Source organism: Parasulfitobacter algicola (assembly GCF_013315265.1).
GTDB classification, from domain to species: domain Bacteria; phylum Pseudomonadota; class Alphaproteobacteria; order Rhodobacterales; family Rhodobacteraceae; genus Parasulfitobacter; species Parasulfitobacter algicola.
In genome coordinates, this window is record NZ_JABUFE010000011.1 from 1 (window position 1) to 23,457 (window position 23,457).

At 50.9% G+C, this 23,457-nt stretch carries 24 protein-coding genes; 6 read left to right on the forward strand and 18 right to left on the reverse strand.

What is annotated here, in order from left to right; translation table 11 throughout:
• Nucleotides 1–1,132 precede the first annotated feature (1,132 nt).
• The 12 genes from HRQ87_RS15525 to HRQ87_RS15580 all read right to left on the reverse strand — a co-directional run bounded on the left by HRQ87_RS15525 (nucleotide 1,133) and on the right by HRQ87_RS15580 (nucleotide 9,061).
• Nucleotides 1,133–1,948, reverse strand: a complete 816-nt coding sequence (locus HRQ87_RS15525) for an energy transducer TonB family protein (protein ID WP_174139360.1) — start codon at nucleotides 1,946–1,948, stop codon at nucleotides 1,133–1,135.
• Nucleotides 1,945–2,334: an ExbD/TolR family protein gene (locus HRQ87_RS15530; RefSeq protein ID WP_174139361.1), complete on the reverse strand. Its 390-nt coding sequence runs from the start codon at nucleotides 2,332–2,334 to the stop codon at nucleotides 1,945–1,947. Before HRQ87_RS15530 ends, HRQ87_RS15525 begins: the two co-directional genes overlap by 4 nt.
• A gap of 3 nt (nucleotides 2,335–2,337) precedes the next feature.
• Nucleotides 2,338–2,715, reverse strand: coding sequence for a biopolymer transporter ExbD (locus tag HRQ87_RS15535; RefSeq protein ID WP_174139362.1), 378 nt, complete (start codon nucleotides 2,713–2,715; stop codon nucleotides 2,338–2,340).
• Nucleotides 2,708–3,361 carry a MotA/TolQ/ExbB proton channel family protein gene (locus HRQ87_RS15540; RefSeq protein WP_174139363.1) on the reverse strand — a complete coding sequence of 218 codons (654 nt, stop codon included), beginning with the start codon at nucleotides 3,359–3,361 and terminating at the stop codon, nucleotides 2,708–2,710. The genes HRQ87_RS15535 and HRQ87_RS15540 overlap by 8 nt, the downstream gene beginning before the upstream one ends.
• Complete coding sequence (locus HRQ87_RS20300) at nucleotides 3,361–3,615, reverse strand: hypothetical protein (RefSeq protein WP_246252339.1); 255 nt, start codon at nucleotides 3,613–3,615, stop codon at nucleotides 3,361–3,363. The genes HRQ87_RS15540 and HRQ87_RS20300 overlap by 1 nt, the downstream gene beginning before the upstream one ends.
• 176 nt (nucleotides 3,616–3,791) lie before the next feature.
• Nucleotides 3,792–4,172 carry a glyoxalase superfamily protein gene (locus HRQ87_RS15550; protein ID WP_174139365.1) on the reverse strand — a complete coding sequence of 127 codons (381 nt, stop codon included), beginning with the start codon at nucleotides 4,170–4,172 and terminating at the stop codon, nucleotides 3,792–3,794.
• 3 nt (nucleotides 4,173–4,175) lie between these two features.
• Nucleotides 4,176–4,487 carry a heme-degrading protein HmuQ gene (hmuQ, locus tag HRQ87_RS15555; protein ID WP_174139366.1) on the reverse strand — a complete coding sequence of 104 codons (312 nt, stop codon included), beginning with the start codon at nucleotides 4,485–4,487 and terminating at the stop codon, nucleotides 4,176–4,178.
• A 14-nt stretch (nucleotides 4,488–4,501) separates the two neighbouring features.
• Nucleotides 4,502–5,263 (reverse strand): ChaN family lipoprotein, encoded by a 762-nt coding sequence (locus HRQ87_RS15560; protein WP_174139367.1) that lies wholly within the window; start codon nucleotides 5,261–5,263, stop codon nucleotides 4,502–4,504.
• Nucleotides 5,264–5,304: 41 nt separating this feature from the next.
• Nucleotides 5,305–6,108 (reverse strand): heme ABC transporter ATP-binding protein, encoded by an 804-nt coding sequence (locus HRQ87_RS15565; protein WP_174139368.1) that lies wholly within the window; start codon nucleotides 6,106–6,108, stop codon nucleotides 5,305–5,307.
• A 1-nt stretch (nucleotide 6,109) separates the two neighbouring features.
• Nucleotides 6,110–7,174 (reverse strand): FecCD family ABC transporter permease, encoded by a 1,065-nt coding sequence (locus HRQ87_RS15570; protein WP_174139369.1) that lies wholly within the window; start codon nucleotides 7,172–7,174, stop codon nucleotides 6,110–6,112.
• A 4-nt stretch (nucleotides 7,175–7,178) separates the two neighbouring features.
• Nucleotides 7,179–8,039 carry a heme/hemin ABC transporter substrate-binding protein gene (locus HRQ87_RS15575; protein WP_174139477.1) on the reverse strand — a complete coding sequence of 287 codons (861 nt, stop codon included), beginning with the start codon at nucleotides 8,037–8,039 and terminating at the stop codon, nucleotides 7,179–7,181.
• Nucleotides 8,040–8,068: 29 nt separating this feature from the next.
• The gene (locus HRQ87_RS15580) at nucleotides 8,069–9,061 is read right to left on the reverse strand and encodes a hemin-degrading factor (RefSeq protein ID WP_174139478.1); all 993 of its coding nucleotides are present in this window, start codon (nucleotides 9,059–9,061) and stop codon (nucleotides 8,069–8,071) included.
• Nucleotides 9,062–9,330: 269 nt separating this feature from the next.
• Here HRQ87_RS15580 and HRQ87_RS15585 point away from each other — a divergent pair, with 269 nt between their 5' ends.
• Nucleotides 9,331–11,394: a TonB-dependent receptor domain-containing protein gene (locus HRQ87_RS15585; RefSeq protein ID WP_174139370.1), complete on the forward strand. Its 2,064-nt coding sequence runs from the start codon at nucleotides 9,331–9,333 to the stop codon at nucleotides 11,392–11,394.
• 214 nt (nucleotides 11,395–11,608) lie between these two features.
• Here the strand turns inward: HRQ87_RS15585 and HRQ87_RS15590 are convergent, their stop codons facing one another.
• Nucleotides 11,609–12,385 carry an ABC transporter permease gene (locus HRQ87_RS15590; protein ID WP_246252344.1) on the reverse strand — a complete coding sequence of 259 codons (777 nt, stop codon included), beginning with the start codon at nucleotides 12,383–12,385 and terminating at the stop codon, nucleotides 11,609–11,611.
• Nucleotides 12,386–12,517: 132 nt separating this feature from the next.
• Here HRQ87_RS15590 and HRQ87_RS15595 point away from each other — a divergent pair, with 132 nt between their 5' ends.
• Nucleotides 12,518–14,563, forward strand: coding sequence for a 4Fe-4S binding protein (locus HRQ87_RS15595; RefSeq protein WP_246252354.1), 2,046 nt, complete (start codon nucleotides 12,518–12,520; stop codon nucleotides 14,561–14,563).
• A complete protein-coding gene (locus HRQ87_RS15600) occupies nucleotides 14,560–15,426 on the forward strand; it encodes an FAD:protein FMN transferase (protein WP_174139372.1) in 867 nt (288 codons plus the stop codon). The genes HRQ87_RS15595 and HRQ87_RS15600 overlap by 4 nt, the downstream gene beginning before the upstream one ends.
• 31 nt (nucleotides 15,427–15,457) lie before the next feature.
• Here HRQ87_RS15600 and HRQ87_RS15605 read toward each other — a convergent pair whose 3' ends face one another.
• From HRQ87_RS15605 to HRQ87_RS15620, 4 genes are all read right to left on the reverse strand, one after another.
• Nucleotides 15,458–15,928: a DUF1304 domain-containing protein gene (locus HRQ87_RS15605; protein ID WP_343035335.1), complete on the reverse strand. Its 471-nt coding sequence runs from the start codon at nucleotides 15,926–15,928 to the stop codon at nucleotides 15,458–15,460.
• 32 nt (nucleotides 15,929–15,960) lie between these two features.
• Nucleotides 15,961–16,611: a carbohydrate kinase family protein gene (locus HRQ87_RS15610; protein WP_174139373.1), complete on the reverse strand. Its 651-nt coding sequence runs from the start codon at nucleotides 16,609–16,611 to the stop codon at nucleotides 15,961–15,963.
• A gap of 29 nt (nucleotides 16,612–16,640) precedes the next feature.
• Nucleotides 16,641–16,859: a carbohydrate kinase family protein gene (locus HRQ87_RS15615; protein WP_174139374.1), complete on the reverse strand. Its 219-nt coding sequence runs from the start codon at nucleotides 16,857–16,859 to the stop codon at nucleotides 16,641–16,643.
• An 88-nt stretch (nucleotides 16,860–16,947) separates the two neighbouring features.
• On the reverse strand, nucleotides 16,948–18,714 hold the full coding sequence (locus HRQ87_RS15620) for a PQQ-dependent methanol/ethanol family dehydrogenase (RefSeq protein ID WP_174139375.1): 1,767 nt from the start codon (nucleotides 18,712–18,714) through the stop codon (nucleotides 16,948–16,950).
• Between the two features lie 208 nt (nucleotides 18,715–18,922).
• Here HRQ87_RS15620 and HRQ87_RS15625 point away from each other — a divergent pair, with 208 nt between their 5' ends.
• Both HRQ87_RS15625 and HRQ87_RS15630 read left to right on the forward strand, forming a co-directional pair.
• On the forward strand, nucleotides 18,923–19,888 hold the full coding sequence (locus tag HRQ87_RS15625; protein ID WP_246252357.1) for an ABC transporter substrate-binding protein: 966 nt from the start codon (nucleotides 18,923–18,925) through the stop codon (nucleotides 19,886–19,888).
• Nucleotides 19,888–20,580: an ATP-binding cassette domain-containing protein gene (locus HRQ87_RS15630; RefSeq protein ID WP_174139377.1), complete on the forward strand. Its 693-nt coding sequence runs from the start codon at nucleotides 19,888–19,890 to the stop codon at nucleotides 20,578–20,580. The genes HRQ87_RS15625 and HRQ87_RS15630 overlap by 1 nt, the downstream gene beginning before the upstream one ends.
• On the opposite strand, the gene HRQ87_RS15635 is transcribed toward HRQ87_RS15630, so the two are convergent.
• Nucleotides 20,520–21,065, reverse strand: a complete 546-nt coding sequence (locus HRQ87_RS15635; RefSeq protein ID WP_174139378.1) for a tetratricopeptide repeat protein — start codon at nucleotides 21,063–21,065, stop codon at nucleotides 20,520–20,522. The genes HRQ87_RS15630 and HRQ87_RS15635 overlap by 61 nt on opposite strands.
• 270 nt (nucleotides 21,066–21,335) lie before the next feature.
• Here HRQ87_RS15635 and HRQ87_RS15640 point away from each other — a divergent pair, with 270 nt between their 5' ends.
• Nucleotides 21,336–23,417 (forward strand): hypothetical protein, encoded by a 2,082-nt coding sequence (locus HRQ87_RS15640; RefSeq protein WP_174139379.1) that lies wholly within the window; start codon nucleotides 21,336–21,338, stop codon nucleotides 23,415–23,417.
• Nucleotides 23,418–23,457: the final 40 nt, after the last annotated feature.

Here is a 23,457-nt window from a genome sequence, read left to right on the forward strand (position 1 = left end):
CATCATCGCCAATGCCCCCAACCAATAAGGGAATTGAATCAGCCGTTAGGTCATCAATCAAGCAGGAGTTTTTCAACGAAATAAGCCCTTTTACAAGTCAAATCCAGCGATATCTTGTCCCAGCCTTCCGAATCCGTTCATCTAATGCCATTGAATGCGCGTCGCAGTATCTCTGCAAAGCGCTGACATGATTTTCCATGAAGTTGTGGAAGTTGTCACTCGACACATCTGAGATTGCCGCACGGGTGACAAACAGACCCAACAGCTGCGCGTCGATTTCGCGCATTTTTTTGGCGCGGTTGGCATCCCACACATCGTTAGGCAGACCCCGCAACAGTTCGCCCGTAGGTCATTTCACGTGCTTAAACTGCCGCCATAGCTCATGTAGGGGCCAGCGTGACCGGTTTATCGCGACCCGTAAGACGATACTTAGGGTGTTCAGAACGCGCTATCGCACGGTATGGGTTGAGCCAGAACCGTTAAAAATTTAGGTCAGATGAGGCTAGGATTGGCCGTGGTCCTTAGCTCTCGATAGGCGACCGGTTAGAGGTCGACAGATAATCTTCAATCAATGCCCCCAACGCCGCTCCTTTTTTTGTGTCTGTTCGACTTGGAGGCTGCGAGAGGGCTTTAGCTAGAGCTTTGCCAATATTAATATAACATATTGTTGTTAAATAATAAAAAATCACTAAGCGCCATTTGATCCGGTCCAATTTGATCCGACTGTGTCTTTTCTTATTGTTATTTCACGAAGGTGAATGAAGTTTTTCGCGATGCGTTCGTTAAGGTGCAGATGTATCCCTACGGCGCGCACAGCGTTCGCAAGACGCTGGGGCATGAATTAAGCGACCGCAATTTGCCGTTGGCTACGTAAAAGGCTTGGTCGCAAAATATGGGGCACGAAAATTTCACAACAACCGCGTCAAGTTACTTGCCTGTTTCACATCAGCAGCAGGGCGAATTGATCAAAGGTCTAAGCTCGGACGGGTAGTGATAACCGGCATGCATGCGATGAAGATGGCCGCTCTCAGGGCTGCCTTATGACACTGAACCGAAGCGTTGCAGCTCACCGTTTGTAGCCCAAAATTCTAGTTGGTGTAGTCTTGTGAACATCCGCTTTTTAGTTTCGACCTTATCTACCTGTAATTGTGATTGAAAACGATTTCTGTGCACCATTTGGTGGTATTGGAAAAGGCGCAGCTTTTCGAATAACATCAATAGCAGCTCTGTCTAATTCACCAAAGCCAGAACTTCGGGTCAATGACACCCTGGCCAGTCCACCATTAGATGAGATAGAAAAAGAAATAACCGCCGACCCTGATGATCTGACGCGTGGTTTTGGAACACGGGAAATTTGGCTCATGACCCGGCCTGGATAATTGCTGATTTCTGCATTCCCACTGCGCCTGCTGGTTCCAGCGGCAGTACCTTGCACCTTTGCCCGAGATTGCCTGGCCCCTGTGCTTGAGCCTTGCGTATTATTCTGCTTGGCGTTGCCCGGTGCGGGTGGCGTTGGCTGAACCGTCGTTTGCGTATTTCTTGTCGCAATGTTTTCTGGGCGGTTTTTCGGGCGCATTGATGCCACGGGGCTGGTATTCGGCAACGTATCAGCGGGCAGAATTTCAGTGGTATTGAGTAATGGTGTTTCTGAAGGGGTCGGCTTTAGGACCTCAATCGTATTTGTCTTGATATCGGGCAAAGACGTTGGGGGTATAATTTCAGCCACTTCGTCAGGTTGAACCCTTTCAGTTATTTGATTAGCAACATGTGACGTTAGCGTTCCCGCAGCCATATCTGCAAAACTTGTGCCTATTCTTGCCTCAAGCGCCCCTTGGGTGCTTTCAACTTGAACCATAGTTTCGGGGGCCATTCCGATACCAAAGCCAAGATGCAAAACAAAGGCACTGGCCAAAGCTGCAATCTGCATCTTGCGCGAACTGGCGATCATTTTAGTCCCCGCTCGGTCACGATCATGATCTGACCTGCACCACCTGCCCGCAAATCACGCGCGATTTGAACTAATGTTTGGGCTGGCAACTCACGATCGGGAACAAGCCGTACGACTTTCTGTTCTTCAGCGGTCAATTCAGACAAAAACAACCCTGCGCTAGTCTGATCCGCACCGCGATATTGCATCCGCCCATTTGGATAAATGATCAAAGCATCCAAGGGCGCGCGCCCTTGGATATCACTGGTTTGAACAAGATTAAGTGATTTTTCCACAGACTGAGACAAGCTTCCGGCAACCATAAAAAAGATCAACATTAGAAAAACAATATTGATCAAGGCGATCGTAGGTTCGCGATGTGGTTTCTGCCGCTTTTGTCTGCGCATCCGTCAGGACCCCAAGACTGTCACGGATAGATCTGGAAGACTGCCTAACACCACCAAAAGGTCGGTCAGACGTTGAGCGTTGATGTCATTTTGCAAACTGACCAAAACTTCAGTGCCAGGTTTTGCCTGCGCGCGCAGTAATGCAGCCACGTTATCCAATGTCGTTATGTCCCCATTCAAGCGCACAGTATCGCTGGCTAGCTGAAGAAAAGCACGAGATACATCTGTGGGTGTCGCGGCGTTGCCTTGTGCCGCGACCAATTCGACTTCGGCAAACTTTGAAAAAGTCGAACTGAGCATAAAGAAAAGCAATAGCAGGAAAATCACATCAATCAGGGATGTCATAGACAATCTGCGGCGGCGTTTGCGCAGCCTAGCCATGGGCAGGCACCATAGTCGCAGTATCGACATTTACATCGCCACCCGGCGACAGAATGGTCATGATTGCCTTATCTGCGAATACGCGTTCAGCTTCCATTCTGCCTTCGAACCAGCTAAGCACAAGTGCAGTTGGCATTGCCACCACTAACCCGACTGCTGTGGTTAAAAGTGCGACCCAGATACCGCCAGCCAGAATTGATGGATCGACCTGTGAGCCAGCGATCTGCAAGGCCTGAAATGCCTCTATCATGCCCAGAACAGTGCCAAACAATCCCAAAAGCGGGGCCAATTGTGCGACGCTGTCCAAAAACCGCAAACCTTGTTCTAGCCTGCCAAACCGCAACTCGGCTTCGGCTTGAAGACGTGCAGCCGTGTGGTCAGACAGGGCCATATCAATGATTGGTGCCAAGTAACTTTTCGAGTTGCTCAGTGACGTTCGCGCGGCACTATGATCATTACAATCCCATGCGCGGATCGCCTGTGACAAAGCCGTGTGACGCCCCACGCCTGCTGCAGAAAACTGCCAAAGTTTATAGAGCATAACTGACAAGGTCAGAACGGATACCATCATCAAAAGGATGACAACAGGGCCGCCAATATCAGCGATCTGACGTATTGGGCCAAACCAATCCAAGAAGCCGTTCATCAACCCAAAACCTCAATATCTATGCGCGATGATGGCAGAAACCCATTATCACACAGGGTTTCATCCAATCCGTCACCAACGCATGTACTGGCCCCATTGAACAGAACGCGCCCCAGATTTTCACAAGTCATTTGCGGTACTGCGAATTGGCGAACGCGCGGTCTTTGCGATGGCAAACTTCCGAAGTCGAACAGAGTAAGTCGGTTGACTTGCCCATTTTTATCGAACAGCACGGCTTCATATACAACTTTCATGACAGTTATCGCGCTGCTGTTCGTCACCATAAAGATTAATTGACAGCTGCCTTCGTGTGTTTTCGCTGCATTCAATTCAACCGTTATTTGATCAGTTTTTTGATTTGTTTCTGCGGCCAACTGCGGGGCCGGTAAACAAAAGGCAATGATGATTAAAGCATACTTCATACGGAGTCCTAAGTATTTTTGAATGTGTGAGTATCTGATTGAAGAAAGCGAATGCGGTTGCCAAAAGGATCAGTCACAGTGATCTGCACTCCCCATGGCAGTTCTTCCAGATCAGGATTCATATTCGGGTGGTTGCGGCTGCGTAAATCGTTCAAAATGGCTTGTACATCTGATACATTTACCATGATCGTAGAGCCTGGCGTGCAATCGCCATGATGTTCACTAAGATGCAGATTTAAAGGCCCACGCGACAAAAACGCATAAACTGGCGCGCCATCATAAAAGCGATGATCACCGTCCCACCTAAAACCTAGGTAATCGATATAAAAAGCCCGTGCTTTGGCTTCATCAAAGCTGCGAAATACGGGGGTGGCTGGACTAATCTGCATAAGTCACACGATATGTTGTATGGTGGAAAAGCCTTCGAATTTCGGTGTGCCTTCGTGCAGTTTTGCTGTGCTGCCTGCATCCTTATGTGCCGCGCGAAAGGCATCGCTGCGGGTCCAGTTGTGAAACGCGTCTTCGGATGACCAGACTGTATGTGAGGCGTAAAGAAGTTTACCGTCTTCCTCGGGGCCTTTGAGCATGTGAAATTCCACAAACCCTTTCATATCTTTTAAATGACTGTCGCGGCCCAGCCAGAGGGCTTCAAATGCATCGGCATTTTCGGTCGTAACGGTAAAGCGGTTCATAGCAATATACATTTTCATCTTCCGAGTCAGTTGTTGAAAGCATCACATGGATCAGCACGTATCGCAGGATCTGTCATGATGGTTATATCGAATGGCGGAATGCTATCGGGCTGCGGCCGTTCGATAAATCCGATGGACAGGGTTTTGATATTAGGTTCCGATAGTATGATCATGGCTGGTACACCCCAATCTGTGCGCGCATGTCCATTGCCAGCAATCAGCACGATCGGAGCGCCATATTCATCCAAAGTCGCAAGCATGACAGCAGCAAAACTGGCATCACGATACCGTTGTGCTTCGACCATTCCGGCCATCATATCCATAGGCATCGCATTACAATGGGCGCGAAATTGCATATCTTTACGAAGCGCCATTTGTTCGTCAGGCAAAGATTGATCAAGATCAAATCTTGTACCTTCTGGTCCGAAAACGCCAAACGCTGTTTCAGAAAATGCACGCCGCACCTTATCACGAGGCTGTGCCGCCCCAACGACAGGGGTCTCCCCAAGAGCCTCAAAAACAGGTTGGTAAAGCGCGAAATCTGGCCAACCCGCCTCTGCCCAACCAATTCGATGCCCAAGCACGGCAAGATTATCACGCGGATCTGCATTGATCTGTGCGGCCTGAGCAGACGAAAGCATCTCAAACACAACTGCCTTTGGATTGATCCGTTCAATCAGTTCTGCTTGCCCTTTATGATGAAAACCATTGTCATGGATTTCGCCCAGAATGATGATATCAGCCTGCATCAATGCGTCATCACGCACGCGGTCGGCAGTATCTGCCATCCCAGTCAACGGCATACATAGAATTATCAGAAACAGACGTATCATAAGCTATCTTGTGACACAGTGGCCAATCCTGCGCTGTGAGGAAGAAGATACGTGAAACCTGAAGGTGGTGGGGTATTCACTTTGACTGAGCATTCATAAGCTTTGGATAAGATCGCGTCAGTCATTACCTGCATTGGGCTGTCATGGGCCAGAACTGATCCATGCGCCAGTACTGCAACGCTATCGGCATAGAGGGCGGTCAGGTTCAGATCATGCATTACAGTGATTACACCACCACCTGCGTGGGCAAAGTTGCGTGCAATATCCATGATCTGCAATTGGTGTCCGATATCAAGACTGGCCACTGGTTCATCCAAGAGCAACCAACGCGGCGTACCATCCAAAACCGGATCCCAGACCTGCGCCAACACGCGGGCCAGTTGAACACGCTGTTGTTCACCGCCTGATAGTTCTTGAAAAAAGCGGTTGGCATAGTGGGGCAAACCGACAAGGTTCAGGGCCTGCATTGCGACGCTGTCAGTTTCGCCAGAGGTGCCGCTTTGCAGACCAATTCGGACCACTTCAATCACCGTAAAGGGGAACGCCAATGTGCTGGCTTGTGGCAATACCGCGCGTTCGGCCGCTAATTCCCATGACTTTAATTGACGGGTGTCACAGCCGTTTAACAAGACCTGACCGCTATAATCCACATCACCGCTCAAAGCCCGTAGAAGTGTCGTTTTGCCTGAACCATTTGGTCCAACAATCGCTGTTACTGTACCCGGCTGTGCGTTAAAATTAACATTTGACAGGATTGTGCGGTGTCCCAGTTGAACTGTGATATCATTTGCGATCAACATTTTACAGATCCACCATGCCACGGCGGCGAAGCAATATCCAAAGAAACACCGGCGCACCTAAGACAGCGGTGACAATCCCAATGGGCAGTTCTGCGGGAGCGATGATCACACGACTGATCACATCGGCCAGCAGCAATAGGCTTGCCCCTAAAAGTGCTGCATTGATCAACAGTGTGCGATGGTCCGGCCCAGTCCAAAGGCGTAAAAGATGTGGTACGACAATGCCTATGAACCCGATGCCACCAGACACAGCCACGGCTGCGCCTGTTGCTGCCGCGACAACCAGAATAGAAAGGTTTTTCATGCGTTGAACGGGTATGCCGATATGATGCGCCGTCACTTCGCCCAGTGCCAAGCCATTCAGGCCCCGCCCCAGGGTAAAGGCCCCCAGAATGGATAGCAGAATGATAGGGGCCGCAACGGCAACCTTACCCCACGTGGCCCCGGCCAGCGATCCTAGTCCCCAAAAGGTCAGATCGCGTAATTGCCGATCATCCGCAATATAGACAAGAATGCCAGACAGCGCGCCCGCAAGTGCCCCAAGCGCGATACCCGCTAATAGCATAGTTGCAACCGATGTGCGTCCGCCGCGTGTGGCAACGCGGTACAATACGATTGTCGACAACCAGCCACCGAAGAATGCCGCAACAGGGATCAGCGCATTACCAGCCAGCGCCACTATCCCAATCGGCAGGGTTGACCCAAGAACAATTGCACTGATGGCCCCCAGACCGGCCCCTGCGCTGACACCGACCAATCCGGGATCAGCCAGCGGGTTACGAAAAAGCCCCTGCATAACAGCGCCTGCAACAGCCAAAGCAGCCCCAACACTGATGCCAAGAAGCAGACGCGGTGCGCGGATATCCCACAGCACAACTTTTTCCATCTGCGACAGGGATTGCCCCGAAAGGATCTTGGCAAATGCACCCCAAAGCGATGTCCCTGATGCGCCAACAGCCAAACTGGTTACGCTGACACTAACCAGCAGTAACACCAACCACAGGTGAGCTGCGCGGGCAGTCTGAAAGCGATCCTTGGTCAGTGGAACATCACTGAGCGATACCATATTATCAGCCTCCGTAGATGGCTAAATTTAAGTCTAAAATGGCTTCGGATGTGCGGGGACCAAATCCTAATAGATAAAGCCCATTCATCCTTATGATGGCGCGGTTTTCTGCAGCAGGGGTCGGGATAATGGCAGGCATCGCGAACAGCTCGCTATCCGGTACGTTGTGATCACCAGTACGGTCCATCATCAAGATGACATCAGGTGCAGCAGCGCTAATCGCTTCATCCGTCATCGGTTTATAGCCCTCAAACGCAGTCACCGCATTCACTGCACCCGCCATGCGGATAATCCCATCTGCGGCTGTACCTGTGCCCGACGCCAGAATACGCCCGCCTTGAGTGCTTAGAATGAAAAGCACCTTTTTGGGCATACCATCGTAATCGTTGGCACGCGCTTCGGCCTGCGCAAAATCAGTGGCAACCTGATCTGCCAGCGCCTGTGCTTTATCTTCTACGTCTAACGCCGCGCCCACAGCATGAATTTTCGCGACGATACCCTCAAGGTTATAGGCATCGGGAATTTCGATAAATGGGATGGAAGCGGCCTGAAGCAACTCGATCGTTTCAGGCGGGCCGGCACCTTCTTCGGCAATGATCATTGCAGGCCCGACTGACAAGACGCCTTCGGCAGAAAGCGCACGCATATACCCAACATCTGGCAATCGCGTAGCATCGGGTGGAAAAACAGACGTGGTGTCGCGCGCAACAAGACGATGTTGTTGATCCAAAGCGTAAATAATCTCGGTCACTGATCCGCCGATGGACAGTACATCGGCATTGGAATCCACTTGTTGTGCGGCACTTGACGACACCCAAAGCGCTGTTCCTGCACCCCAAAAAACAATCAGAAACGTTATTATCATAAGAATGGAAGACCGCTTATCAGAACACATCATGATACAGCTTCCATGTGCAAGCTATCCAAGTCGTTGACAATTTCACGCCATTCAGCCCGGCTATCGCGGCCTTCCTTACCAACACCGAACACCTGGAAAATCAAAGCCCCGTGTTTGTCAAAAGCTTCAACAGAAATGGCAGGACCGCGTTGCGTAGGCTTGTCTACCGCCCAAACTTCGGCGATGTGATCAAGGCGTAAATGTAAATTGAAGCCGGGATCCATAACGTTTTGCCATGGCCCCATAGGGCGCAAAGTCTTAATCCAACCGGAATGGATTTGAATGCAGCCCTTGTTCCCAACAAAAACCATAACGCCAGTTCCCGTCTGCTGCAGCTTTTGCAGCATTTGGTCAATCGCATCAGGGCGAAGCGCACGCACGAAGGGGGCCCCAGCAATCCGGTAAGCGCCAAGCCGGTTCATCTTGAGTTTTGAGGTTAACCGCATGAACTGATGTGTGTCAGTCATGCGCACCCATTCCTTTCGTAATACATCCACCTTTGAGGGATCGGCCTTAGGCGTCTCAGGTGGAATCCGCGAACTTACAACCTGTGTCTGATCTTGGCTTTCCATGGCAAGTGATGATTTAATATCTTGCCATACATCCAGATTTGAGCTGTCGCGCAGAAATATCTTGTGCACTGCGTCGCCCGCTGCATCATAGATTTGCAGGCTGCGGCGCATGCCATTTTCTGTTTCCTTTTCCACTGCAAAACCATGCTGCCAATGATTTGGAAATATGCGCAAATCTATGTCTTCGGTCAGGATCATGGCCGCGTGCTGGCCTGGATGATAATTGTCGTAGGTGCCCGTTTTTTCATGTACGCAAGACAAATTTCGGGTCAAAGCCATGACTTCACCCAATTTTGTGGCCACAGGCATAATGACATCAGGGTGTGCATTAATCCGGGTGACGCCTTTGCCACAATGTGCAGCAATTAATTCTGCTTCTGATATACCGATCTGACCTGCAAAGTCACGGTCGCGCATTTTAGGCGCATCTGCGCGTCGTTCACGAATCTCATTCGGGGTTAGGTCAGCCACATCAAAACCTCATCATTGTCTGATTAAATTGATTGGCTGGCCCTTCTTGCGGGCTTGGCTATCAGCAGGATTTCATCCCCCGCATAACATTGTTGACACTTTTAGTAAGATTAAATTATGAATGCAAGCGGTACGAACATGTGCCGCAAAACAAATTACGACACGCAAGCCCTTCGCAAGCCTTCGTCGATAGATACGAGCTGGTCAGGGGAATAATGTCTTCAATAAATACCCGCGTATATTTGCGCATAACGACATCTGTCACGGCAGCACTTTGCCTTACAATAGTAAACGTCAAAGCAGAAACCGAAGTTGATCTGGGCACGTTAGTGCTTGGTGAAAGCAAGCGCGAGGTTCAAACAGATCGCGCCGCAGCGGTCACTGAAATTGATCAGCAAGAGATTGACGATCGTCAGCCAGGCACTGTTGCCGAAATTGTTGACAGTGCGCCCGGTGTAAACCTTGTTAATGGGTCAACCCCCCAAGGTTCGGGGATAAACATTCGTGGGTTTGGCGCGAACTCGACTTTTGGGACGGATCAGAAAGTCGCTATTATTGTCGACGGGGCAAATGTTGGCGCTGAAGAAATTTACCGCATTGGAACGCAGCTTTTCACTGACCCGTCCCTTTATCGATCGGTTGAGGTCATTCGTGGTACAGTGGGCAGTTTTGAATTTGGATCAGGTATTGTTGGCGGCGCGGTTATACTGGAAACGAAAGACGCCGCAGATTTCACTGGGGGTGAACCCGGATTTGCCGCTCGTCAAACCCTGCAATTTTCAAGCAATGGCGATGGTATCACCAGTTCGTCTATTCTGGCGTGGCAGCCAGATGAAAATGTTGAATTGCTATTTAACTATACTTGGCGTGAACAGGGTAACCAGACCGATGGCGACGGCAATGAAATAGGATCAAGCGAATTTAGCCTGCCATCGATTTTGTTAAAGGGCCGATATGCCTTTGGAAATGATATGGATCAGTCCCTGACCTTGTCCTATACAGATAGTCGAACCGACGAAAGCGATGTTCCCTATGATACGTTTTTCGTCACGGGCGGTGTGTTTGGCAATGTGGATCGCACAGTGGATTCACGCACAGCATCACTGACGTATAATTACAATCCGGCAGTTAATGATATGATCGATCTAGATGTGATCCTATCTTATGCAGATCAGGAAATTGAACAGGAATATGTTCCGGGCAGTTCAACCTGTGATCTGCCATCGAACCCTTGCATGTTTCCAGGTGGTTTTCCGACAGGCGGCTTTGCCACTGTGAATGCAGATCATCGATATGAAACAACAAAATTGGCGTTGAAAAATACAAGTTTGTTTGAAACCGGCGCAATATCGCATGAATTGCGCATGGGGCTGGAGTTTATCAATAAAGATCGCCGTGATGCGGGCTCAGCCGCACCTGGTGGAACAGATGATCGCATTGCCATATTTGCCGTGAATGACATGCAGATCGGGCGGGCTTGGACGGTCACGCCTGCGTTGCGTTATGAAAGATCGCAGATCGAGGGACAGACGACAAACGGCGCAGCAAGCGAAGATGTTGATTTCGATAATGACGCGTTAATGGGTGGCTTGTCTGTAAGGTATGCATTTGAAAACAACATCGCTATCTTTGCCAGCGCGGCATATACCGAAAGTCTGCCCATCATTGATGATTTGAACACAGCAAGGTTCAGAACCCAGTCTGAAAAATCCCGCACCTATGAAATTGGGGCGTCTTATGATGCTGTGGGCCTGTTTCGCGACAATGATAATTTTGCTATTAAAGCCAATATCTATAACACTGAATTATGGGATGTGACATCGTTTACGGCACCAGGCTCTATGACAGAGCCACTTGATCGGATCGAAACAGAAGGTCTTGAGATCGAAGCAAACTATGCCATAGAAACGGGGTTTTATGCAGATTTCAACGCGAACATCACAGATGGCCGGGGGTATGAGGCCGACGGATCATCGTCATTCTGGCGCGGCTTACCTGCAGATGGCGTGCAGTTTACATTAGGTAGGCGGTTCGATGACGAACTTGATCTAAGTTGGGAAGTTATCGCGGATCGTACTTTTGAGGATACGGCCCCCGACGTGCCTGGATTTGCCGTCAGCAATTGGCGTGCAACATATCGGCCGCAAAACGGCGCATTACAAGGAACCGAAATCCGACTGGGTATAGAAAATGTCTTTGATCACGATTATTCGCGACGCTTGTCAACACGTCCCGCGCCAGGCCGTAACATCAAATTGACATTAGCCAAGACCTTTTAAAGCAATCAACGAAATCAACCTTACTGGGGTCCGTTCCAGTAGGGGGGCAGGATCGTGTCATAAGCGGCCCTTCGAGCGGCGCGCAGAAGCATCTGCCGCTTTGGGCCTAACATTTTGAAGGCGAAACCATCCTGAAAACGGCGTTTCAGGCTCCATTGGCCTATGACCGTTTCGAACCCAAAGCTAGTTTTTGAGATTCCAATATGGTTCCAACTCACGTGCTACGTACCTGACGCCAACGCGAGGTTCGCGTTTCCCACACCTGGATCACCGCATATTCCAGCACCAGCATGACGGCCACGAAAGTGAACGCATAGGCCAGTACATATCCGGTTTCAAACAGCTGAAAGTAAAGGTGTATCTGAAAGCCAACGCCGTCGGACCGGCCCAGAAACTCGACGACTAGCACAATTTTCCAAATAATCGCCAAACCATTACGCATGCTGGCCGCAATAAAGGGGGTCAGTTGCGGCAACAGGATGTGCCGCACCCATATGACACGTGACAGCCTGAAACTGCGGGCCATGTCGTTGACTTTGGGGTCAAGCGTGCGCACGCCTTCGCGGATCGTGACGGCGACCATTGCGGTCTTGTTGACAGCCACCGCGATGATCGCTGCGGTTTCATTCAGACCAATCCAAAGATAGCACAGCACAATCACCACCAATGCAGGAATGTTCTGAAACACCACCACCCACGGCCCAAACCATCTGTTGGCCCACGGGCTTAACCCCAGACCGATCCCGATCAACATGCCTGCGCCCATCGCGATGGAAAAGGCCAGCAACACGCGGATCAAGGTGGCAAGCGTGTGATGCCATAACTCTCCGCTTTGCGCTTCGTTCATCATAATGGCCCAGACCGCCGCCGGGCCCGGCATGATCGTGGCATCCGCTGTCATGATCGCAGCCCCTTGCCAAAGCATCACAAGCAAGACGACTGAACAGGCCAGAACAGGCCATGACATCTGATCCGAAGGTGCACTTTTCATATTGGCATCGTGCCATATCACAGCTGCGCCCTGCAGTGCGACTATCGTCCCATAGAGCACACCCGGCTTGCTGCCTATCGTCACCCTATGGGAGGACTGCGCCACATCATTTGCTGGTTGACCCTTGTGCTGATGCATCTGGGAACAGCAAGCTTTGCAGAGCCTTCAGATCGCGCCATCATCGCCGCGATGATTGCCCCCCCGATGGAACTGGGCGCAGCGCTGAATGACAAGGGCGTCTATCAGTTGCTGAATTCCGGCGGGGCCGAGGCGGGATATGTCTTTGAAACCGAACCTATGGCGCCCCTGCCCGGCTTTTCGGGGGCCGCTATCAATGTTCTGGTTGTGCTGGATCTGAACGGTCAGTTTCTGGATGCCAAACTGATTGATCACAATGAACCGATTTTCGTCTCAGGTCTGGGCGAAGCGCCCTTTCACAAATTTTTCGAACAATATCGCGGTCATTCGATATCGGATTCTTTGGTCGTGGGCAGCCCCTATGGATCAGGGTCCGACAGCAGCGCGCTGGTTTATCTGGATGGTGTGACCAAAGCCACGGCCAGCGTGCGCATCGCCCATGAAAGCATTCTGGCCGCAACGCTGCAGGTGGCGCGCGAAAAGATGGGCGGCATCGCGGCCAGCGCACCGGCTTTTCCGAATGTGGAGTATACCGAAAATCTGAACTGGGATGACTTAATCAATCAAGGGCTAGTGACCCGCAAGACAGTGACCAACCAACAGATAGACGCCGAATTCAAAGGGACGATCTGGTCCGACGACGACCCCGAAGCCACAGCCAACCCAGATGCGCCCTATCTGGATTTATGGCTGATCGACATCGGCCCACCGTCCATCGCGCGCGCGGTGCTAAGTGACGACAGCTTTGATGATCTGCAACGATTCTTGCAAATATCCGGCGATGACGAACCTATTCTGGTAATCGAAACGGCCCGGCACGGTCTGGTGTCCGAAGACTTTGTGCGCAACACTGCACCCGACTGGATCAGCGCTGAACAAGGCGGGTTTCCCATTGCTTTGCGTGACAGCGATCTGTTTGTGGAACTGTCCGATGACCTGCCTGTTGCGCTGCAGGATGGCGCGGTATTGATCCTGCGGACTGATCGACGTCTGGGCTTTGATCCCACAACAGAATGGACACTAAAGGTGCAAGCCGTGCGTGAACACGGCATGTTTCACCCCGAAATCGGGTCTGTCACTCTAAATGTGCCCCATGTCACCGACGCACGCTTTTTCATCCGGCCCGAGGTTGTCAAACCCGCAGCGCCCTGGGTCGGGGCCATCCGCGGTCGCGCCAATGATCTTATTCTTCTGACGCTGTTTTCGATTGCAGTTTTACTGTTGTTGGGCCTGCGTCTGAATCGGTTGGCCGGGCAGCGCTATTTCACGCAGATCAGATTGGGCATTCTGGGCTTTGTCACCGTCTTTATCGGCTGGTGGGGCCAGGGGCAGCTGTCGATTGTCACCCCCCTTGCCAGCCTGCGCGCAGCCCTTGACGGCGGCAGCTTTGCCTTTTTGCTGTATGATCCATTTTCGCTGGTCATCTGGGCTGTGACAATCATCGGCTTTATCCTATGGGGGCGTGCTTTGTTTTGCGGATGGCTGTGCCCCTTTGGCGCACTGCAAGAATTCACCAGCCAGATCGGACGCTGGATGCACCTGCCACAAATTGAGCCATCAGAAACCTGGGACAAACGTCTAAAATGGCTGAAATATATCATTTTGGCCGGCCTTGTCGCAATTGTCTTGGTCGCACCCGACCACATGGACAAAGCAGCCGAGGTCGAACCATTTAAAACCGCCATCACCACCTTTTTCATCCGCGAATGGTACTATGTCGCCTATGCCATTTTCTGGCTGGTGCTATCGATGGTGCTGTTCAAGGGCTTTTGCCGCTATGTCTGCCCCTTGGGTGCGCTGATGGCGATCGGCGGGCTGTTGCGCGGTCGCAACTGGATAGAACGGCGCGCAGAATGCGGATCGCCTTGCCAATTATGCAAGGTCAAATGCGACTATGGCGCCATCGCCAAATCTGGAAAAATTCAATATTCTGAATGCTTTGGGTGTCTTGAATGCGTGACGATCCATGATGATCCTAAAAAATGCGTGCCACTGATTATCTCGGACCGGCGTGAAACACGGGGGGTTGCCGCCAAATGATCTGTCGTCGCCGGTTTTTGACAATTGCAGCGTCTATGGCCGCAGCCCCTGCGCTAGGGGCGACACATCATTGGAACGGCTATGCACTGGGCGCGCAGGTGCATGTGGCGCTGAACGGCCTACGTCGTGACGTGGATCTTTTGATGGCAAATATTCAAGCGCAGTTGATCCGGATCGAACATCAATTCAGCCTTTATAATCCAACCTCACAGCTGGTCAGACTGAACGATCAAAACCATCTTGAAGGTCTATCGCCTGACTGGATCACGTTATTGGATCAGGTGGATCGGCTTTATATGGACACCGGCGGACTGTTCGATCCGTCCATCCAGACCCTTTGGCATCACCGGACTGCAGGGCGTGATAGCACCGCAGGATTTGGGTGGAACAAGGTGCAGCGGTCGCCGAATGCCTTACAATTGGTCCGTGGTCAGCGCATCAGCCTGAACGGGATCGCGCAGGGCTATGCGACAGACATGATCTGCGATTATCTGCGCACACATGGGGCCACCGACACATTGGTGAACATCGGGGAACACGCCGCCATTGGCGGGCCGTTCCAGCTTGGCCTGGAAGACCCGGATCATGGGCTTATGGGGCATATTACACTGAATAATCAGGCTGTTGCGACATCCAGCCCCAATGCAAGTTCCGTTGCAGGGCAGCCGCATATTATGCATCCAAATGCGCAAGCGCAATGGTCCACCGTATCCGTAACTGCAACAAATGCGACGTTGGCGGATGGCTTATCAACCGCCTTGACACTGGCCCACCATGACGACATTCGCCAAATCGTAAAACGCTTTCCAGAGGTCACGCGCATTGTTCTAGTGGAACCGTCCGGCGATCTGATCACGCTTTGAGTTGGCAAATATTCAGTTAGCCGTTCAAACGCTAATCAACTTGATTTTCAGCAGATATCCTGGAGCTAAAATATAAAAGAACAAGACCGAGAACTGCGGGGATCGCTTGTATATAAACGGCGCGTATTGTGACGGTCGCGCCACAAAAAATCCCTGCGACCACAACAAACAGCAAGAAACATACTGCTATGTTACGTTGCCATTTCCGATCTTTGATCAAAAGCGCCCAAAACAACCCCGCAGATAGAAAAGCATTATAGACCCCCTGATTTGCCGCCATCGTAACGGTCTGCGGAAAAAGGTCGTCAGGAAATGATGTAAATACTTTTGGCCCCCGCGTTTCCCAGGCGAATATTTCGAACCAGGCGATATAGGCGTGCACAACCGCGACAAGGCCAATGACAATCAATGCTGCAATGCGCATGGTAAACCTTCTCTGTGGCCAAGTTCGGTCTATGGATAGTACTATCTGTTTGTCGAAAGAAGCAAATAATCTGAACACACCTTTGCTGTGCGAACATGTTCAGACCGTTTTCAATCGCTAGCCGCCAATAGTCGTGCGGCCCGTTCTTCGATTGCGTCAATGCGCAGTTCTGGCGGGCACAGTGCTTCGCATTCGACCACAAAAGCGGCTGTGGCAGCTGCGAATGCTCCGGCAACCTCTAGCGGTTTGTGTTGGTTTTGCGCATGCCAAAGCGCCACCGAAAACGCGTCGCCGGCCCCATTGCTGTCTTTCATGACGGACTTGCATGCCGGAATACGGATGTGTTGCTTTTCAGTAAAAACCTCAGCACCCGCACTTGCCTTGGTCAAGACAACCTGCCGCGCGCGCGCGGAAAGCAGCCTTTCGATAACAGGTTCTGGATCAGGCAAAGACACGTTCGACAGTTGGATGATGTCCGCGCACGCGATGAAATCATCATACCATGGGTTCATCCCATCATAGTCATGCAGATCAAGCAATATGTCATTCGGATAGCCGTCAAGAAGATGAAGTGCTTTCTTTGAAGACGCCGACAGGCTTAGAAAAATCGCGGGCGCTTGATCAATTGCGGCGGCCAACCGACTTTCGTCAAGTACCGGATCCGTTGCGCCGTTTTCAAGAAAAATCGAATATCGACCGCCCATGCTGTCCATGATGTTCAGATGTTGCGGAGTTGGTTCATCGGTCTCGTCGATTATCATCGTGATACCATGCGCCTGGCATTCAGCTTTCACTTTCGCACAAACACATCCCTGCCAAGCGCACAGTGCAGCGTTGTCCGGTATCGCAAAGCGGAAAGGGCCATGGCCTTGCCCATACCCGTTGACCCGGCAGCTGCGGTTTCGTGTGCGTTAAAAATGGTAGCAGATACCCCTTGGGGCAGATGATCCACATGGACCATGCGGTTCCAGCTTGCCGCCCCTAGAACAAGTACAGGATTAGCTGTCACTTTTGCTACCTTGGACTGTCATTTTGCCATTACACAATGAAAATAGCGCACCCGGTATGGATGCGCCATTCCGTTTAAAAAATGCCTTTTAGTTGGCGTCAGCCAGTTGTTTGGGCAGTTTGAATGTCCAAAGCAGACCGCCCTGGTTCAGATAGTTGACCTTGCTGGCCACCTCGCCGCCCCACAGCGGAACTGCGCCGCCCCAACCCGAGATGACGCTGACGAACTGTTCGCCGTCCTGTTCCCAGGTGACAGGCTGACCGACGATGCCGGACCCTGTCTGAAAGCTCCACAGCTCTTCGCCGGTTTCGTCATCGAAGGCGATAAAGCGGCCTTCGGGCGTGCCGGTGAACACCAGACCACCCGCTGTTGTCATAACGCCAGCCCAAAGGGGTGCTTCATTCTTGTATTCCCACTTGATTTCGCCAGTGTCGGGATCAATCGCCTTTAGACTTCCGATATGGTCTTCGTAGTTGGGCTTGATCGTAAAGCCAGACCCAAGATAGGCCGCACCTTGTTTATAGGTGATTGGTTCGTTCCAGATATCCATGCCCCATTCATTGGATGGCACATAGAAATTGCCAGTACGCTGCGAAAATGCCATGGGCATCCAGTTCTTGCCACCCAGGAAACCAGGTGAAGAAAAGACGACCTGACCCTTGTTTCCATCGGCAGATTCAGCCGGATCACCGGGGCGGTTTTCTTCGACAAAGATCGGGCGGCCATTTTCATCAATGCCACTGGCCCACGTGATGTCTTTCACAAAAGGCACAGCGCTGACAAAGGCCCCATCTTCACGGTTCAGCACATAGAAATAGCCGTTCCGGTCTGCAGTGGCATAGCGCATATTGCCATCGCGGTCGGTATAGGACACCACTTCGTTGGTGCCGTCATAATCCCAACCTTCACGCGGGGTGGTTTGGAAATGCCACTTGATTTCACCCGTGGCCGGATCGATGCCCAAACGGCTGGCGGCATAAAGATTATCGCCTGAATTATCATCGAGCGGTTCACCTGCATTGCGCAAATGGCTGTTCCAAGGCGCTGGATTGCCAGTACCAAAGACCAGCGTATCAGTGTCTGCATCATAGGATCCGCCAAGCCACGTGGCCCCACCACCTGTTTTCCACATATCACCGGGCCATGTCGCGTTCAGTGTGCCAGTCATGGTGCTTTCTTCGCCATTCAGCGTGCCCATATGTCCTTCGATTACGGGGCGGGTCCAAACCAGATCACCGGTTTCTGCATTTCGTGCCTGCACTTCGCCAACAATCCCGAATTCACCGCCGGAATTGCCCGTGATGACCAGACCATTCACGATCAGCGGCGCGGCGGTATAACTGTAACCGGCCTTGTAATCGGCGATTTTCTTGCGCCACACGACATCACCAGTGTCTTTGTTCAGCGCAACGATGCGCGCGTCCAAAGTACCGAAATAAACGTTATTGCCATAAATCGCGGCACCGCGGTTCACCACATCACAGCACGGCAAGATACCTTCGGGCAAACGCGCGTCATATTGCCAGATCTCTTTTCCGGTTTCGATATCAATCGCATAGATACGGGAATATGATCCGGTGATATACATCACGCCATCATGTATAATGGGCTGCGTTTCCTGCCCACGCTGCTTTTCACCACCAAGCGAAAACGCCCAGGCAGGCACAAGATTTTGCACATTGTCCTTGTTCAGCGTGTCCAGCGGGGAATAGCGCTGAAGATCGCGACCCATGCCATTGGTCAGCACATCACCCACACTGGCCTGATCGTTTGCCAGATCGGCCTCGGTAACTTCGGCATACGCAGCGCCCGTCGCCAATATCCCAAGCGTTACAGCTAAAATAAACCTGTTCATCGGTTTCCCCTCCTCTGTGATATCAAAAGGCCAGTCGCCAGACCCAACAGCATACAGCCTTGCCGACAGTATTCGCCGAATACCCAATTGTCGGTATTGAACAATGGTCGTACAGATTTTGCGCGACAGCACAGTGCTTTGGTCGTGGTTCATCTGTGGGCGCGACTTGCTAACATTCCCTCACACTGGGAGGTTGAAGATGTCGTTCATGAAAATATGCACCGCAGCTCTTTTTTCGGCTGCAATCCTGTTGTTACCTGCGTCGGCCGAAACGCCAACCCTGCGGGCGGCTGTATTGAAATTCGGAACCGTGAATTGGGAACTGGATGTGATCAAGCATAATGGCTTGGACACACAGAATGGATTTACGCTTGACGTTCAGGGGCTTGGCGGTGGTGCGGCTGCCAAAGTTGCCTTTCAGGGCGATGCGGCAGATGTGATCGTCAGCGATTGGCTTTGGGTGGCGCGTCAACGCGCAGCTGGCAAGGATTACGTCTTTATTCCCTATTCTAAAGCCGTGGGCGGGGTATTGGTGCCAGCCGATAGCACAGCACAAACGCTGGCTGATCTAAAGGGCGGCAAGATCGGAATTGCAGGTGGACCGCTGGATAAAAGCTGGCTGATCCTGCAGGCTTACGCAGAACAAACGCACGGTATGGATTTGAAAGCAGACACCGAACAGGTTTTCGGCGCACCGCCCCTGATCTTTAAAACCGCGCTTGGTGGCGATTTGCAGGGCGCGATCAATTACTGGCATTTCAGCGCCAAGATGGAAGCTGCAGGGATGCGCAAGCTGATTGATGTGGACACGGCCGCCCTTGCCTTGGGCCTTGATCCCGAAACACCGTTGCTGGGCTATGTCGTCAAGGGCGAACTTCTGCGCGACAACCCCGATCTGATTAATGGATTGGCCGCTGCATCACGTGCAGCCAAGGATATTCTGGCGACCGATGACGCAGAATGGGACCGCTTGCGCCCCCGTATGAACGCAGAAACAGACGCGCAGTTTGCAGCCCTGAAAGCAGGGTTTCGCGCGGGCATCCCAGCCCCTGGTCCTGTGGATGAAGTTGCCGCTGCCAAGATGCTTGAACTTATGGTATCTTTGGGCGGAGAGGATCTGTTGGGCCAAGCCAAAACTTTGCCGGACGGAGTATTTCTGCAAAGCGGAAGCTGATGCATTTGAAAGTCGTTGATCCTGTTGACCCTGCCCCGCTGCTGTCTGTGCAGCTGGACGGCTGGTCGGTGGCCAAACGTCAAATTCTTGGGTCGATCGATATAATGATGCAATCAAGCGAAACACTGGCCCTGATCGGACCATCGGGCATTGGCAAAACATCATTGCTTCGGATTATCTCGGGCCTGGAAACCGACTATCGGGGCCAAGTCAAAGCGCCCCCAACAATCGCAATGGTATTTCAGGAACCCACGTTGCTGCCATGGCGCACTTTGGCACAAAACATAACGATCACCACGGGCCTGTCTGACCTTCAGGCGCAAAACGCACTGGCCGAAGTCGGGCTTTCGGGTCGCGACGGAGACTTTCCCAATCAACTGTCGCTTGGTGAACAACGTCGCATGGCGCTTGCCCGCGCTTTTGCGATCAAGCCTGATCTATTGTTATTGGATGAACCCTTCGTGTCGCTTGATCCGCCTTTGGTCCAGGAAATGATGCGACTTTTCGCGATTTTACGGGCCAGACATTCAGTCGCAACCATTTTCGTGACCCATGTCGAAGCCGAGGCAAAGCAGCTGGCCAGTCGCATTATCGAACTGCGCGGCACCCCCGCACAGATTGTTGCGGACCGTCAAAACAAGGGCGCATATTTCCAGTTATCCGCATCTGGTGTAACCTCATCAGGGTCATAACCCGCGCCTTGCAATCGCTTGGCAATCGGCAACCCGTCCGCAGCCGCCTGATCCACATAATTCTGCCCCAACTCTTTGTCTTGCGGCACACCGTGGCCTCGTAAAAGATTCAAACCATAGTTAAACTTGCCCACCGGATCACCTGTTTCAGCCGCACGACGATCCCATTCAGCACTGGCGTCCGGGTCATAATCACCGCCCAGCCCGTTGTTTTCCATCTGGCTCATCCAGGTCATGGCGCCCGGATAACCCGCATCCGCACATTGCTGGAAAAATTTCCGCGCCAGATCATGATTGCCGGATTTGGTCACATAATACCCCATTGAGCAGGTAACCATATCCGTCATGCCCAACTCAATCTTGCGCTTCAACATACCGATACCTGTATCCTGTGGATTAAGTGTGCCTGCGTCGTCCTCAACCGTTTGCACATCTGCAAAGGCAGGCCACGCCAACAGGATCACGATTAGGGACATCAAGCGCATATCTTACCCTCCGTTCAGATCAGGCTAACACATTGCGGCCCATTTTCCAGGTTTTCTATCTTTATTCCGCACAATTACTTTTGAAATCGCCTGTGTTAATCTGCAATCATTCCGTTTGATTTTGATATTCTCGCAAAAATAGACCTATCCCAAAAGACATAAATACATTTTAACCATTATGAAGACGATTTGCGGATTGAGTTTTCAAGATCGGGTTTTTCATGATCGCTGCATGTCAATCCGGACAAGAATGGGGGGCTTGTCTATCAAATGAACAATGCAAATGCCAAACCAAAACCAAGTGAGATCGCAGCACTTTTGAATATGGCTGAAGCAAAACAGAACCGCGAATATTATACTGAAAATATAAGTGATATTGGAATGCCCTGCGGTGGAACAGGCATCGTTATACCGCATGAAAAAGATGCCCCTGAGTTAGATGCAATATTCGATCTTCCAGATCCCGATGATCTACCGATGAGCGATGAGATCCTTCCGGTTATTTTCGATCATGCGCTGATCACAGAGGAAGGTGTGATTGACTGCTTCGCCCGTCATTATCCCAAACGCGCCGCGTTGCTGTTTCAACTTTTGTCAGATGCAGGAAAATTGGGTGCAGGCTATACTTGGGTTTATCGACAAGAAATGATGTCCGACGAAGACATCACTAAAATAAAAGCAGATGCGCAGACCTATGCCAATAGTCGCGCAAGGCCCGGTGTTAAAAATGATGCCATTCCAAAGCAGCCAACACATATTGATAAAAAATACGGAATACAGACTGATAAAAATCACATCCCGGACCTTGATGAACTGGATGAAAAGCGTGCTATGCGTGCTTATACATTGCGAAAAAGATTAGATGAATTCGGCAAATGGCGCATAGATGATGAACGCAAAACAATTTATGTTTATGGCAGCATTAATAAAAACGTAGATCGGAATTATCTGGCCGAACACGTGACAGATGATGATGGCATAAATCACTTTCCAACCAACAAGGATGGCGCTGATTGGCTTTATGCCGTCATGGGCGATTGGATGGCCCGGCAAGGGCATCCCGACGCGGATCCCGAAGAAGAATTTCTGCGCAATGAAGTCGACAGAAAGGTAGGCGGCGTTGCACTGGTGGCATTTGGTACAATAGAAATGTTTGGGGGTGTGGCCGTCATTATCAAAAGCGCAGGAATCGCGACATACCCAGGGGTTGCGCTGACCGTTGTTGGTTTCGACACATTTACCAACGGTCTTGATATGCTTGAAAGCCCTGATCCTGAAGCAGCGGCCAGAGGTTGGATCGGGGACGGTATTCACAATACCGGGAAATATTTTGGCGGCGATGAGTTGGCGCAAAGTTTTGACAGGGGGTGGATTTTCACGCAATTCGCAGTCAGCTTTGGCGCACCCGTGGTCATTCGAAACAGTGCACGAATTGCAAAGACCGTGCATAAATCAAACCAGATTATCAAACCCATAACCAACGGCACACTGAACAAAGCAAAACTTGCCCTGCTGGAAATCAAAAACTGGAAAATCGCCAAGGGTCTTTCGATGGACTATGTGGTGTTACCGTCGGGTCGGGGGGCAATTGTTACATTAAAAGGTATTGGTAAATTCGTATTACCAGCCCTGGAAAGCGACATCCGGGTTTTATTACGGTTGAAAACAGCAAAGCTTGATCGACTGAGGGCATCGACCAAGGCGTCATCAGATGGTCTGGTTCCTGGTCCAGGTCAAAACTTTGATGCAATTCGCGTAATGTTGGATGATATCGGCAGGCACAGCGGCGTAGAATTCAGGAAATGCATAACAAAGATCGGCTTTGATTCCCAAATAAAGGACGCGTATTTCAAAATTCTCAAAGATGGTAGTCTGGGACTTGGTCTTCCACCAAGTTTCAAGAAAAAAGACTATATTGATCAACTCTTCACACTAGCACACGAATTGAACCACGGGCGGATGCTTCAGAAACTTGTCAATAGATTTGGCAAAAAACGTGCATTTGAAATCTGGCATGCTGAATTGAAAAATCAAATAAAATATGTACGTGAAGAAGTCGTTGTAGAATTAGCTGCGCAAAAAATGGTGAAATCCTTTGTATTAAAGTCAGTATATGAAGGCAAGCTCTCCATGAAAGATGTTAACCGACTGATAGAGCTACTAAAAGAATCCGATATTTATGTCAAAGAATTCAAAACCAAATGGCAAGTTTTGGATGAGTTAGATAGACGAATGCTAGAAACTACAGATAAAACGAAGCTGTACATACGTAATGCAGATCAAGGTTTTATAGACGATCTAATGGAAGATTTTGATAAAAGCTATATTCCACCCAAAAGACCTTGGGATTAACAACAGGGAATATTCCGGTCTTTTTTACCTTAAAAAGTAA

Bases quoted from the DNA above. Each gene is read 5' to 3' on its own strand.
- HRQ87_RS15525 (WP_174139360.1), bottom strand. From the start codon at position 1,948: ATGATCGCCAGTTCGCGCAAGATGCAGATTGCAGCTTTGGCCAGTGCC.
- HRQ87_RS15530 (WP_174139361.1), bottom strand. From the start codon at position 2,334: ATGCGCAGACAAAAGCGGCAGAAACCACATCGCGAACCTACGATCGCC.
- HRQ87_RS15535 (WP_174139362.1), bottom strand. From the start codon at position 2,715: ATGGCTAGGCTGCGCAAACGCCGCCGCAGATTGTCTATGACATCCCTG.
- HRQ87_RS15540 (WP_174139363.1), bottom strand. From the start codon at position 3,361: ATGAACGGCTTCTTGGATTGGTTTGGCCCAATACGTCAGATCGCTGAT.
- HRQ87_RS20300 (WP_246252339.1), bottom strand. From the start codon at position 3,615: ATGAAAGTTGTATATGAAGCCGTGCTGTTCGATAAAAATGGGCAAGTC.
- HRQ87_RS15550 (WP_174139365.1), bottom strand. From the start codon at position 4,172: ATGCAGATTAGTCCAGCCACCCCCGTATTTCGCAGCTTTGATGAAGCC.
- hmuQ (WP_174139366.1), bottom strand. From the start codon at position 4,487: ATGTATATTGCTATGAACCGCTTTACCGTTACGACCGAAAATGCCGAT.
- HRQ87_RS15560 (WP_174139367.1), bottom strand. From the start codon at position 5,263: ATGGCAGATACTGCCGACCGCGTGCGTGATGACGCATTGATGCAGGCT.
- HRQ87_RS15565 (WP_174139368.1), bottom strand. From the start codon at position 6,108: ATGTTGATCGCAAATGATATCACAGTTCAACTGGGACACCGCACAATC.
- HRQ87_RS15570 (WP_174139369.1), bottom strand. From the start codon at position 7,174: ATGGTATCGCTCAGTGATGTTCCACTGACCAAGGATCGCTTTCAGACT.
- HRQ87_RS15575 (WP_174139477.1), bottom strand. From the start codon at position 8,039: ATGATAATAACGTTTCTGATTGTTTTTTGGGGTGCAGGAACAGCGCTT.
- HRQ87_RS15580 (WP_174139478.1), bottom strand. From the start codon at position 9,061: ATGCGCGACCGTGACTTTGCAGGTCAGATCGGTATATCAGAAGCAGAA.
- HRQ87_RS15585 (WP_174139370.1), top strand. From the start codon at position 9,331: ATGTCTTCAATAAATACCCGCGTATATTTGCGCATAACGACATCTGTC.
- HRQ87_RS15590 (WP_246252344.1), bottom strand. From the start codon at position 12,385: ATGAAAAGTGCACCTTCGGATCAGATGTCATGGCCTGTTCTGGCCTGT.
- HRQ87_RS15595 (WP_246252354.1), top strand. From the start codon at position 12,518: ATGCATCTGGGAACAGCAAGCTTTGCAGAGCCTTCAGATCGCGCCATC.
- HRQ87_RS15600 (WP_174139372.1), top strand. From the start codon at position 14,560: ATGATCTGTCGTCGCCGGTTTTTGACAATTGCAGCGTCTATGGCCGCA.
- HRQ87_RS15610 (WP_174139373.1), bottom strand. From the start codon at position 16,611: ATGATAATCGACGAGACCGATGAACCAACTCCGCAACATCTGAACATC.
- HRQ87_RS15620 (WP_174139375.1), bottom strand. From the start codon at position 18,714: ATGAACAGGTTTATTTTAGCTGTAACGCTTGGGATATTGGCGACGGGC.
- HRQ87_RS15625 (WP_246252357.1), top strand. From the start codon at position 18,923: ATGAAAATATGCACCGCAGCTCTTTTTTCGGCTGCAATCCTGTTGTTA.
- HRQ87_RS15630 (WP_174139377.1), top strand. From the start codon at position 19,888: ATGCATTTGAAAGTCGTTGATCCTGTTGACCCTGCCCCGCTGCTGTCT.
- HRQ87_RS15635 (WP_174139378.1), bottom strand. From the start codon at position 21,065: ATGCGCTTGATGTCCCTAATCGTGATCCTGTTGGCGTGGCCTGCCTTT.
- HRQ87_RS15640 (WP_174139379.1), top strand. From the start codon at position 21,336: ATGAACAATGCAAATGCCAAACCAAAACCAAGTGAGATCGCAGCACTT.